The following is an 11,499-nucleotide window of genomic DNA, read 5'->3' as shown; positions in this document are numbered from 1 at the left end:
CCGTGCCGGTTCAGGAAATCGGCGTATTGCACCGCGACGTGATCGAGACCGTACTTGTCCTCGGTGCCCGCGAGAAGAAAGACGTCGAAGGGAACCGTCCACTTCACCCGCGCGTCCACGATTCTCCAGACGTCGTTCTCCGCGAGCGAATTGTCGTCGCGGGACCGTCCGAAGACGCGGTGGATCTGCCAGCGGGCGATGAAGAACACTTTCTCGACGTCGTCCCACTGCATCGGGATGACCGCGGCGGAGAGTCCGGACACCGCTCCATAGCTCTCCGGGTGCCGCAGGGCCAGCTTGACGGCGCCGTATCCCCCCATCGAGACCCCCGTGATGCCGCGGCTCTCCGGATCCGTCCGGACACGATACGCGCTCTCGATTTCGCGCGGCAGATCCCCCGTGATCCAGTCCTCGTATCGGCGGCGCCCGTCGTGGGAGTTCGAGAACCATCCTCCGTCGCCTTCGGGGCACACGAGGATGAACTCGCCGAGCGTCCCCGCGCGCATGGCGGCGTCCAGCCGGGCGATGACGCCGTTCTTCAGGAGGACCCGATCGTCGCCGTAGGCATCGTGGAGGAAGTAGAGCACGGGATACCGTCCCTTTCCCGAAGCGTAGGACGGCGGAAGGAAGACCGAGTACGTCCCCCCGTGCGGAAGGTCGCGGGTCGGAGAGTGTCTCCGCGGAAACGTGACGGCGCCGCCGGCGCAGAACGAAGCCGCGAGGCAGGCCAGAGGGAGGAAGCGTCGGAGCATGCGCCGATGTTAGCGGAACCCGACCGGGATCCGCGGCGTTCAGCGCCGGACGTACGCCGCGCTTCGCGGAGAGCCCGCCGGCGCCCGCGGAGGATCCGGTCTCCCTTTGGCGAGGAGCGTGGCGGCGACCATTCCCACCGCGACGAGCGTCAGAAAAAGCAGGATTTCGCCAGCGCGGCGGCGCAATACCGAATCCGGTATCGAGTGAAAGACGAGAGGTCTTCCATCCTTCAGATGAAATCGCGCCGCGCGGAAACCCGATTCCTGCATTGTCCGCCTCCGGGGCGCTGCAATCGACGTGCCCTGAATGTCTACGGAACCGAACGCCGAAGCGTCGTCAGCGGGGAGGAGTCAGCGCCCCTTCATCGACGTTCTCCGAGACCTGCACGTTCTCGAAACGAATCTCCGCCGGCTTGTCGACGAACGGTTTGGACAGCGACAGCTCGATGCCGCCGAGCTTGCGCCAGTCCTTCCATGCCACCGCCGTCGGCGGATCGTTCCCTCCGTTCAACACGAACTTCCAGCGGTCGAGACGATGGGTCGACCGGTCGACGTCCATCCAGTAGACGTCTTTGGGGGTCAGTCCGACTCCCGAGAAGGACAGCCGGATTTCGTCGCACGGGTTCCCCGCGGTCCCCGCGACCTCGCCGACGTAGTCGAGGGTCACTCCGGGATCGAAGATCTTCCACGGCGCGAGCAGCCAGTACGAGTCGTTGATGAAGCGCCCGTACGCGCGTTCGAGCCCTTTCGCGCGAGTGTCTCCCTCGGTCTTCGCTCCGTTGACCCAGTAGTCTCCGTCCTTCGTGTTCACGTTGATGTACGCCTTCCACGGAACTCCCCCGGCGTCCTCGCCCTCGACGCGGTACCGGCCGGTCCATCGGTCCCACCAGTGAGAGAACGACGCGACCTTCTTCCCGTCGCGCACGACGGTGAAATCGAAACGGAACCAGCGGGCGTGCTCCCACGCGGCGTTCCCGCCCATCGCGTCGATCATCGCGCGGCCGATCTTCTCGGCGCGCGGATCGTTGGCGGCGGAAAGCGGGGAGGCGAGGAGGAGGAGGAGGAGAGGGAGGAATCGTCGGAGGCGCTTCATGCACCGATTGTACGGCCGGTCCGCGGGAAAATCCGCGTGCTAAGATTTTTCCGTGCCCGAATCGACGAAGCTGTCCCCCGAGCTCGTCCGGCTCCTCGGGGAAGACGGGTTTCGGGCCCGGCGGAAGCTCGCGATCCCGCTCCTGACCTGCGACCCCGAAGGAACTCCCCGCGCCGCGCTCCTGGCGTTCTCGGAGATCCGCGCTCTGTCGCCGCGGCGCATGGCGGCCGCCGTGGCGAGCGGTTCGCGCACGGAGGCGAACCTGATCCGCCGCCCGGGAGCCACGATCCTCGTCCTCGACGCCGGTCTGTCGGTGTCGATCCGGTGCGAGGCCGGAAAGGCCCACGTTTCGATCGCTCAGCCGGACCGGAAGATTTTCCCGCTTCGGGTCGTCGGCGTGAAGGAGGACGAGCCGCTCCCCGGAGAGCAGAACGTCGCGATCGCCGCCGGTCCGCGATTCGCGGGTCCGCGCGCGAACGAGGTGTTCCTCCCGGCCCTGTTCGAGGAACTGGCGGGGCCCTCCGGCCGGGGCGCGGGGAGGGGGAAATGAACTCCGGGCACGGGCCGCGGCGAAACGAGCGCCGCTTCTCCGGGAAGCACGCGCTGGTCACCGGCAGCCGCGGAATCGGACGGGCGATCGCGCTCGCGTTCGCGGCCGAAGGCGCCCGGGTTTCGGTCCTGGCCCGCACTCCGGAGGATCTCCACTCGCTCGAGCGGGCAGGGTCGGACCTCGCCGGCGAGATCCGGTCCCGTCCGGCCGACGTCGCCGACCGCGCCGCCGTCGACGCGGCCGTCGACGCGTGCGTCTCCGAGCGCGGCCCCGTCGAGATCCTCGTCAACAACGCGGGGATGTTCCTCTGGAAGCGGTTCCTCGATCTCTCCCCGGAGGAATGGGAACGCGTGATCGCGACGAACCTGACCTCCGCATACAACCTCTGCCGCGCGATCGTCCCCGGAATGGTGGAGCGGCGGTCGGGACGGATCGTCAACGTCTCCTCGATCCACGGCCTGCACGGCGACGCGAACCTGACGGCGCATTGCGCCGCGAAGTTCGGCCTCGTCGGATTCACCGAGTCGCTCGCGCGTGAGCTGCGCGAGCACAACGTGACCGTCAACGCCGTGTGTCCCGGAACGACCGACAGCCGCGAGCCGAACGAGGCGCCGCGAACGTCCCCGCTCGCGCAGAAGCTCCGACCCCGCGACGTCGCGTCGGCGGTCCTGTGGCTCTCGTCGGACGACGCGGCGGGGATCACGGGAGCCGCGATCGAGATCTACGGCGGCACCCACCTGCGGATACAGCCGTAGGCTGGATCCGTCCCGAGTCGCGAGTTGTGGGTCGCGAGTCGGGCAACGGGATCCGGGACTGTCGACTCGGGACTCGTCGACTCTCAGAAGGCTTCTTTGACCCGGCCCGCGATCAGCCGATATCCCTCTTCGTTCGGGTGGAAGTGGTCCCGGGAGAGTCGTTCCGGATGCTCCTCGAAGAGATCGAACGTGGGGACCGTCCTCACCCCGTGGGCGAGCGCGATCTTTTCCGCCGCCGCGTTCCAGTCCACGATCATCGGCGACCCGGCGGCGCCGAGCTCCGCTTCGCCGAACGGGTTGTACAGGAGGAGGAGGAGGATCCGCCCCCGGGGATTCGCCGAGCGCAGTTCTCCGAGGATCGCGTCGAGGTTCGATTCGAACGTCCGCCGCGCCCGCCCCAGGACCTCGAGCGGCGGCTCGGAACCCGCCCGGCCGACCGCGTGAGAGAGGTCGTTCCCGCCGATCGAGACGAAGATCGCATCGGCGGCCGCCGCGAGGCGCCGGGGCTCCGGGTGGGCGAGGACTTCGCGCAGGCCCGTCGATTCGAGCCCCTCGATCGCGAGGTTCTCGATCCGGAAACCCGGATTCTTCGCCCGGAGCTCCCGGGCGGCGTCGTCGACGTAACCGGACCCCGGGGCGGCGCCGGTTCCGCGCGTCAACGAATCGCCGAGGGCGAGCAGCAGGTACTCGCCCGCTCGCCGCGGGGGCGGGGCCGGGGAGGAGGCGGCCGGAACCGCGGCTCCGCGCGGCGGGGCGAGCGCCGCCGCAAACCCCCAGGCCAGGAGGGCCGCGACGGGAATCGAGGCGACGAGCGGACCCGTCCGCCAGAAGATTCGGCGGGAAGGCGGTCGCGGTTCGCGGCTCATGCGGCGATTAAGATACCCCGGTGACCGTCCTCGCCGCGCGGAATCTCACGAAGCGTCTCGGCGGCCGCGAGGTCGTCTCCGACGTTTCGTTCACGCTCGACGGCGGGGAGATCCTCGGCTTCCTCGGGCCGAACGGCGCCGGCAAGACGACGACGATCCGAATGCTCACGGGCCTGATCCGCCCGGACGCGGGGAGCGTCGAGATCGCCGGCTTCGACGTGCGCCGCGACTTCGAGAACGCCATGCGGCACGTCGGCGCGATCGTCGAGTCCCCCGACCTCTACGGCGAGCTCTCCGGCCGCGAGAACCTGGACCTCTTCGCCCGCATGATCGGGCGCGATGCCGCCCGGCGCATTCCGGAGCTCGGCGCGCTCGTCTCTCTCGAAGGCCGGCTCGACGACCGCGTCTCGACCTACTCCCTCGGGATGCGGCAGCGGCTCGGGCTCGCGCAGGCTCTCCTCGGCGAGCCGCGCGTCCTCATCCTGGACGAGCCTGCCAACGGGCTCGACCCTGCCGGGATTCGCGAGATCCGGGAGCTCCTGCGGGCGCTCGCCGGCGAGAGGGGTCTCGCGATCTTCCTCTCCAGCCATCTGCTCTCCGAGGTCGAGCAGACGTGCGACCGGGTCGCGATCCTGCACCGCGGAAGGATCCTCGCGCTCGACTCGGTCGAGCGTCTCCTCGCCTCGAGGGCGCGCGTCCGGTTCCGCACGTCCATTCCGAAGGCCGCTCGCGCGGCCCTCCGGCGGCACGCCGCGGAGGAGCCCGAGATCGAGGGAGACGCGTTCGTCCTGGCCGACGTCGCCGAGGACGAAGTCCCGCGCGCGCTGACGACGCTGGCGGCCGAGGGCATCCCGGTCTTCGAGGTCACCCGGGAGCGCCCCGCTCTGGAAGATCTCTTCCTCGAGCTCACGCACGGGGAGACGGTGTGATCCGCGTCCTCGCCGAGAACGAGATGCTGAAGATCTTCCGCCGGAAGCGTTTCCGCGTCGTCGTTCTCATCCTCGTGTGTCTGACGGCGGTTTTCGTCTACGGCAACTGGCGTTCGCGGAAGCGCGACGAGGCGCGTCACGGCGCGCGGGACTGGCGCGCCGAAACCCAGCGGCGCATCGTCGAGATGCAGAACCAGCTCCGGAGCCGGCAGCTCCCCGATTCCTACCGGCGGTGGATGACGTTCGAGACGACCCGCCTCCAGTACTCGCTCGACCACGGATTCGACCCGAACGCCCTGACCGGGCCCTTCTTTTCCCGGCACTTCATCGTGGCCGCGTCGTTTCTCCTCCTTCCCCTGCTCGTGACACTCTTCGCCTCCGACCTCGTCTCCTCCGAGCTCGCGGAGGGCACGATCAAGCTCCTGCTCACCCGGCCGGTCCGGCGCGAGCGGGTTCTGGCGTCCAAGACGATCGCGCTGTTCGCGTGCGTCACGCTGACCGTCGCGCTCGCCGCTCTCGTGTCGTATCTCTTCGGGGGGATCGCCTTCGGCTTCCGGGGCTGGGGCGCGCCCACCCTGACCGGATTCCGCCCGTCGCCCTCGGGCCTCGACGTCTCCGCGGTGCGGCAGGTTCCGCTCTGGCAGGATGCGCTCCGGGTCTACGGTCTGGGGTGGTTCGCCGCGGTCGTGGTGGGGGCGATCTCGCTCCTCCTCTCGATTCTCTTCCGGACGACGGCGGCCGCGATGGGCACGATGCTTTCCCTGCTGATCGCCGGGACCATCCTTCCGAGGTTCGCGACCGGCTGGGATTTCGCGAAGTACCTCTTCCCGACGAATCTCCCGCTTCCCGACTACTACTCCGGCACGCCCCCCCCGATTGCGGGGATGACGCTCGGCTTTTCGGTCGTGAATCTGGCCCTCTGGGGCGCCGCCGCCCTGGTCATTGCGTTCATCGTTTTTTCCAGGCGCGACGTCCGCGTGTAGACCGTCGGCTGCGCGCCGCGCTTGGCTGGAACCGCGCGGCCCTGCCCGGCGGGATTAGGATCGTCCGATGAACGAAGTCGCGCCGGCGTCTCTCGGCGACGAAAGGCGGTCTCCGGCCCGGGCTCCCGGCGTCGTCCCGATCCCGGCGGGAATGTTCGACGGGCAAACCGTCGGCCCCTTTCTCCTGGGGAGCACGCCGGTGACCAACTTGCAGTACGCGCCATGTCTTGCCGCCGGGCGCGTGTTCGAGCCCCCGTGGTGGAACGATCCGGCTTTCCATTCGCCCCGGCAGCCCGTGGTCGGCATTACCTGGAACGACGCGGTCGCCTATTGCGCGTGGCTCTCCGAGGCGTTCGGAGGACGCTGGCGTCTCCCGACGGAAAGAGAATGGGAATTCGCCGCCTGCGGAGGCCTCGAGGCACCGCTCACCGCGTGGGGCAGCGCGATCCCGGAAGGAGAGATCCCGAACGGTCCGATCGCGGCGCCATGGGACGTCGGCCGTGGAACGCCGAACGGATTCGGGCTCCTCGACATGGGCACGATCGTGCATGAATGGTGTCTGGACTGGCGCGAGAGCGAGCGTCCCGACCTTCCGCCCCGCCGCGCGAGCCGCGGAGGCTCCTGGCGCCATCAGGTCCGCTGGTCGGCTCCCTCGGCCCGAACCAGCCTCCCCCCCGAGTATCGCTACTCCGACTATGGATTCCGCGTCCTGCGCGACGCGGGGTGACGGAACGGCCGGGGCGCGCCCAGTCCGGTCGCTCGGCGCTTTCTCCTCCGAGCGAGTGGCGCCCGTGTCCGGCGACGCGTTCGGCTCGAAGCGACTGAGCGCCCGAGTCAAGCGGCTCCGCCGCTTCAACTCGGCGCCTGGCTTATCATCGTCTCCATGCCTCCCACGTCCCTCATCCTCTTCGACATCGACGGCACTCTCCTCTCCGCCGGACGCGCGTCCCGCGACGCGCTGCGGGAGGCGTTCGAGAAGACCGGCGTCCCGGACATGACGTTCGAGGGATACGACTTTTCGGGGAAAACCGACCCGCAGATCGTGCGCGAACTCCTCGCGGCGAGGAGCGATCCGGCGTGCGATGGCGCGAACGTTTCCCGGGTGATCGAGTTCTATCTGGAAGCGCTCGAAGCCCGGATCGGACCCGACGCCGTCGTCGCCAAGAAGGGAGCCGCGGAGCTCCTGGCGGCGCTCGCCGGCCGCCCCGACGTCACGCTCGCCCTCCTGACCGGCAACCACGAGCGGGGCGCGCGGGCGAAGCTCGCGCCGGTCGACTTCAACCGCTATTTCCCGTTCGGGGCGTTCGGAAGCGATCATGCCGACCGGTACGAGCTTCCCGCGATCGCGATCGCGCGGGCCCGCGCCCTCACCGGACGCGACTTCCTCGGCAAGCGGGTCGTCGTCGTGGGCGATTCGATCCACGACGTCGCCTGCGGGCGGGCCATCGGCGTCAAATCGGTCGCGGTCGCGTCCGGGCTGACTCCGGCGGACCGCCTCGCCCGCGAGAATCCCGACCACCTCTTCGCCGACTTCGCGGACGTCCCGGCCGTCGCGGAAGCGATCCTGGGATGAAGACGGCCGCGACCCTCCTCCTTCTCTCCGCCTCGCTTCCGGCGCTCGCCGCGGGACCCGCCTTCGGAAACGCGCCGTACGACTCGCCCGCCCCTCCGCCGCCGCGCGTCACCGTCCGCGTGGATACGTCCGCCGCGGAACAGATCCTGGAAGCGCTCTCCCCCGAAAAGCCGCGTCCCGGGGACGCGACCGCTCTCGAGGGCGTCGCGGCGATCCGGCGGCAGATTGCCGAGGCCGGAAAGGGAGAGAGCGTCTGGGTCGAGGACTTCGGCGCCGCGTTCCTTCCCGAGAGCCGGCCCGGGAGCTTCGACCTGCGATCGGTGCGACTCGACCGCGACCGCTGGAAGGTGTGCCTCGAGGCCGTGAAGATGGACGCGGCCGGAATCGCGCAGAGCGCCGCCCGCCGGGCGGAGGCGCTCCTTCCGGCGGACGTCCCGATCGCCTTTTCCGCCGAGATCGACCTCACGTTCGCCCTCGCGGGAATCGAGGATCACGTCCTCTTCCCGGAGGGAGAGCGCAAAGCGGTCGTCCTGATCGATCTCGGCCGCGCGATCTCGGAGAACCCCGGCAACCCCCGGGCGGAGACCGCGGAAACGATCTCCCGGCTCGCCGCGGCGGAGACGTTCCGCGCCGCGTGGGACGTCTATCGCCGGCTCTCCCCGGCGTGGCAGAGGCCGGACGAGGGCCCCACCGGCTCGCTCGTCCGTTCCGTCGCGACCGTCGCGCCCATCGCCCTGTTCGCGTTCGATCGAAACTTCTTTCCGCTGTCGCGCTGGCTCCACGACGACATGATCCGGGCGATCGACGCGTTGAACCAGGAGGCGGCCCTGCTCGGCGACCCGAAGACCGACCTCGGCAAGCGCGCCGAAATCCTCGCCGCGCTCCGCAAGCCCGGGCTCCGTCCCGATCCCGCGCTCTCGGCCGGCGCATTCCTCGCCGACGGCGTTTTCCAGGCGTCGGGACGGCAGGCGCTCGTCGACGCGCTGGCGGCGGGACCCGAGGGGATCCTCTCCGCCTATGCCTCGGCGGCCGACGCCCGAAAGAGCGGACTGCCGCCGCTCTCTCCGAAGCTCCGTCCCAAACGCCCGAAGAAGTGACCGACGCGGCCGGGATCTCGCGGGCGATCGAGGCGGCGCGGGACGCTTTCCCGGAGACGCGCCGCATGCCCTCGTGGAAGCGCGCGCGGGCGCTGAGGCAGATCCGCGACGGAGTCGCACGTCGCCGGGCCGAATTCGCGGAGGCGATCGTCGCCGAGGCGGGAAAACCGATCCGGTTCGCGGAGGGAGAGGTCGACCGCTGCCTCGTCACGTTCTCGATCGCCGCCGAGGAGGCGACGCGGAGCGGCGGCGAGGTGCTCCCGGTCGATCTCGAGCCGCGCGCCGAAGACCTCTGGTGCGCCGTCGAACGGTTTCCGAAAGGGGTCGTCGCCGCGCTGACGCCCTTCAACTTCCCGCTGAACCTGCTCGCGCACAAGGTCGCGCCGGCGATCGCCTGCGGGTGCCCGGTCGTCGCGAAGCCTTCCCCCCGGACGCCTCGGGCCGCAACGCTCCTCGCCGAGGAAGTCGGCCGGACCGAATGGCCGTCCGCCGCTTTCTCGGTCGTGGTCTGCGACAACGCGGACGCCCCGGGGCTCTGGCGCGATCCGCGCGTCGCGGTCGTGTCGTTCACGGGTTCGGACGCCGTGGGATGGAAGATCAAGGAAGAGGCGCCGCGGAAGACGGTCGTCCTGGAGCTCGGCGGGAACGCCGCCGCGATCGTCCACGACGACGCCGATCTGGAGGCGGCGGCTCGCCGGCTCGCCGGCTCGGCGTTCGCGTTCGCCGGGCAGGTTTGCATCAAGGCGCAGCGAATCCTGGTCTCGCGGGCGGTCTTCGAACCCTTCCTCGAACGTTTCGTCGCGGCGAGCCGCGCGCTGCCCGCGGGGGATCTCCGGGACGCACGAACCGCGCTCTGCCCGATGATCGACGAGGAAGCCGCGCGCCGCGTGGAGTCCTGGATCGGCGAAGCCGTGGCGGCAGGAGCCGACGCCAGGCTCGGCGGCGCGCGCGACGGCCGTTACGTCCCCCCCACGATCCTCACGGGCGTCGATCCGGACGCCCGGGTCCGGCGGCGGGAGATCTTCGGACCCGTCGCGATCGTCGACGCGTACGCGACGTTCGACGAGGCGCTGGCGGCCGCCAACGACACGTCGTACGGGCTCCACGCGTCGGTCTTCACCCGTGACATCGGCCGCATCCGCACGGCGTTCCGTTCGCTCGACGTCGGCGGCGTGCTCGTCAACGAACCGCCGTCGACGCGGATCGACAACTTCCCGTACGGGGGGGTCAAGGCGTCCGGATCGGGGCGGGAAGGCGTGCGGTCGACGATTCTCGAATACACGGAGCCTCGCGTCCTTCTGGTATCTTCGACCTGACGGAGAACCCGATGGCCGACGAATCGCTCCCGCCCGGCCCCCCTTCCGAACCTCCGGCTCCCGCCCCGCCGGATCGAACGCTGATGCTGATCCTCGCGTACCTCGGACCCCTGTCCCTCGTGCCGATCCTCGTGGAAAAGGAGGACGCCGACCTCCAGTGGCACGCCCGCAACGGCCTGGTGCTCTTCGGCGCATGGGCGGTCGTGTGCATGGTCTTCGTCTTCTTCTCGGCGATCGTCCCCGTCGTCAGCTGCCTCTACACCCTGTTCATGACGTTCGTGCTGTTCTTCTATGCGGCGCTGATCGTCATCGGAATGTCGAAGGCTCTCCGCGGCGAACGGCTCATCGTCCCGGTCCTGACCGACATTGCCCGCCGGTTCTGACGCGGCGCGCCGGCCGCCGGGACTCCCGTTGGCGCTCGCCGTCGCCCTCGCGGGCGCCCTCGCGGGCGACGCCCTCAATCCTCCGGCCCGGCAGTGGAGCGCGCGCGCGGCCGCGTCTTCGATCGCCGCCTATCGCGGAACCGTCTCGCCGATTCTGGCGCGCACCCGGTTCGTCCGGTGCCGATTCACTCCCACCTGTTCCCTCTACGGACTGGAAGCGGTGCGCCGCCACGGCTTCTTTCCCGGATTGGCGCTCGCCGGTTGGAGGGTGCTGCGGTGCAATCCGTGGTCGAAGGGGGGGAACGACCCCGTCCCGTGACCCGCCGTCTGCGGGCCGCGAGTCGCCGGGTCGCGAGGCGGCGGCGCGAGACCCTCTTCCCGGCTTTCGCCGCGCGGCGCGCCGACTCTCGACTCGGAACTCGCCGACCCGGTCGTCAGGTTCGAAGGACGCGCCGCGCGAGCTCGGGATCGTTGGTCGTGACCGACGCCACCCCGCGTTCCGCCATCGCCTGGATCTCCTCCGGAGCGTCGACCGTCCAGGGGTGCACGGTCAGTCCGGCGCGCGCGGCGGCGGCGACGAAGGCCTCGGTCGCGAAGTCGGAGCGCGGCCCGACGGCATCGCACGGCGGAAAGATCCCGCGAGGCTGGCCGGGCTCCGGCAGCGACACGGCCCGGTCGAAGAGGTAGGACGTGGCGATCCCGCTCTCGCGATCCGCGACGCGGCGCAGGAAGTCGGCGTCGAACGAGGCGACGAGGCCGCGCGCCCCGAGCGCGAATCCCGTCACCGCGTCGCACACGCGGCGCGCCGCGAGGACGCGATCGGTGGCCCCGTTGACCTTCACCTCGAGGACGTACCGGAAAGCGCTCCCGTAGCGCTGGAAGACGTCGTCGATGGTCGGAATCCGGTATTCGCCGAAAGGCGAGTCCAGGATCAGCCCGCGCACGTCGATCGACGGCATCGCCCGGATCGCGTGCATCTCGGTGCCGATCGGAATCGTGTCGTCGTGGAAAACGACGAGTTCCCCGTCTCGCGTCTGCTGGAGGTCGAGCTCGATCGCGTCGGCTCCTTCGGCCTCGGCGAAGTCGAAGCTGTCGAGCGTGTTTTCCCGCGCGCGCCGCGGAGAGCCGCGGTGCCCGACGATCCAGAGCGGGTGAGGGGCCTTCCAGTCGCTCGGCGTGGTCATCCGATTTCCTCCGCGATC

At 69.9% G+C, this 11,499-nt stretch carries 14 protein-coding genes; 10 read left to right on the top strand and 4 right to left on the bottom strand.

Annotated elements, in window-relative coordinates; genetic code table 11:
* Both VFS34_07325 and VFS34_07320 read right to left on the bottom strand, forming a co-directional pair.
* Nucleotides 1-752: alpha/beta hydrolase-fold protein (locus tag VFS34_07325; GenBank protein HET9794256.1), on the bottom strand; the 752-nt coding region annotated here is incomplete at its 3' end.
* A gap of 337 nt (nucleotides 753-1,089) precedes the next feature.
* The gene (locus VFS34_07320; GenBank protein HET9794255.1) at nucleotides 1,090-1,845 is read right to left on the bottom strand and encodes a hypothetical protein; all 756 of its coding nucleotides are present in this window, start codon (nucleotides 1,843-1,845) and stop codon (nucleotides 1,090-1,092) included.
* Nucleotides 1,846-1,897: 52 nt separating this feature from the next.
* Between VFS34_07320 and VFS34_07315 the strand changes: the two genes are divergently transcribed.
* Together VFS34_07315 and VFS34_07310 are read left to right on the top strand one after the other, a co-directional pair.
* Nucleotides 1,898-2,395, top strand: coding sequence for a hypothetical protein (locus tag VFS34_07315; protein ID HET9794254.1), 498 nt, complete (start codon nucleotides 1,898-1,900; stop codon nucleotides 2,393-2,395).
* Nucleotides 2,392-3,150: an SDR family NAD(P)-dependent oxidoreductase gene (locus VFS34_07310; GenBank protein ID HET9794253.1), complete on the top strand. Its 759-nt coding sequence runs from the start codon at nucleotides 2,392-2,394 to the stop codon at nucleotides 3,148-3,150. Before VFS34_07315 ends, VFS34_07310 begins: the two co-directional genes overlap by 4 nt.
* 83 nt (nucleotides 3,151-3,233) lie before the next feature.
* Here the strand turns inward: VFS34_07310 and VFS34_07305 are convergent, their stop codons facing one another.
* Nucleotides 3,234-4,016, bottom strand: a complete 783-nt coding sequence (locus VFS34_07305) for a GDSL-type esterase/lipase family protein (GenBank protein HET9794252.1) — start codon at nucleotides 4,014-4,016, stop codon at nucleotides 3,234-3,236.
* A gap of 20 nt (nucleotides 4,017-4,036) precedes the next feature.
* Between VFS34_07305 and VFS34_07300 the strand changes: the two genes are divergently transcribed.
* From VFS34_07300 to yidD, 8 genes are all read left to right on the top strand, one after another.
* On the top strand, nucleotides 4,037-4,945 hold the full coding sequence (locus tag VFS34_07300; GenBank protein HET9794251.1) for an ABC transporter ATP-binding protein: 909 nt from the start codon (nucleotides 4,037-4,039) through the stop codon (nucleotides 4,943-4,945).
* Nucleotides 4,942-5,928 (top strand): ABC transporter permease, encoded by a 987-nt coding sequence (locus VFS34_07295; GenBank protein ID HET9794250.1) that lies wholly within the window; start codon nucleotides 4,942-4,944, stop codon nucleotides 5,926-5,928. Before VFS34_07300 ends, VFS34_07295 begins: the two co-directional genes overlap by 4 nt.
* 67 nt (nucleotides 5,929-5,995) lie before the next feature.
* Nucleotides 5,996-6,655, top strand: coding sequence for an SUMF1/EgtB/PvdO family nonheme iron enzyme (locus tag VFS34_07290; protein HET9794249.1), 660 nt, complete (start codon nucleotides 5,996-5,998; stop codon nucleotides 6,653-6,655).
* Nucleotides 6,656-6,811: 156 nt separating this feature from the next.
* On the top strand, nucleotides 6,812-7,501 hold the full coding sequence (locus VFS34_07285) for an HAD hydrolase-like protein (protein HET9794248.1): 690 nt from the start codon (nucleotides 6,812-6,814) through the stop codon (nucleotides 7,499-7,501).
* Nucleotides 7,498-8,598: a hypothetical protein gene (locus tag VFS34_07280; protein ID HET9794247.1), complete on the top strand. Its 1,101-nt coding sequence runs from the start codon at nucleotides 7,498-7,500 to the stop codon at nucleotides 8,596-8,598. Before VFS34_07285 ends, VFS34_07280 begins: the two co-directional genes overlap by 4 nt.
* A complete protein-coding gene (locus VFS34_07275) occupies nucleotides 8,595-9,914 on the top strand; it encodes an aldehyde dehydrogenase family protein (GenBank protein ID HET9794246.1) in 1,320 nt (439 codons plus the stop codon). Before VFS34_07280 ends, VFS34_07275 begins: the two co-directional genes overlap by 4 nt.
* An 11-nt stretch (nucleotides 9,915-9,925) precedes the next feature.
* Nucleotides 9,926-10,297 carry a hypothetical protein gene (locus VFS34_07270; protein HET9794245.1) on the top strand — a complete coding sequence of 124 codons (372 nt, stop codon included), beginning with the start codon at nucleotides 9,926-9,928 and terminating at the stop codon, nucleotides 10,295-10,297.
* A 28-nt stretch (nucleotides 10,298-10,325) separates the two neighbouring features.
* Entirely contained in the window at nucleotides 10,326-10,616 is a 291-nt protein-coding gene (gene yidD, locus VFS34_07265; protein ID HET9794244.1) for a membrane protein insertion efficiency factor YidD, read from the top strand.
* Between the two features lie 115 nt (nucleotides 10,617-10,731).
* Here the strand turns inward: yidD and VFS34_07260 are convergent.
* On the bottom strand, nucleotides 10,732-11,499 hold a 768-nt coding region (locus VFS34_07260), incomplete at its 5' end, for a glycerophosphodiester phosphodiesterase (protein ID HET9794243.1).

Source organism: Thermoanaerobaculia bacterium (assembly GCA_035717485.1).
Taxonomy (GTDB): Bacteria; Acidobacteriota; Thermoanaerobaculia; order UBA5066; family DATFVB01; genus DATFVB01.
The sequence above is the reverse complement of the archived record's forward strand: the minus strand, read 5'-3'. Positions and strand labels throughout refer to the sequence as shown.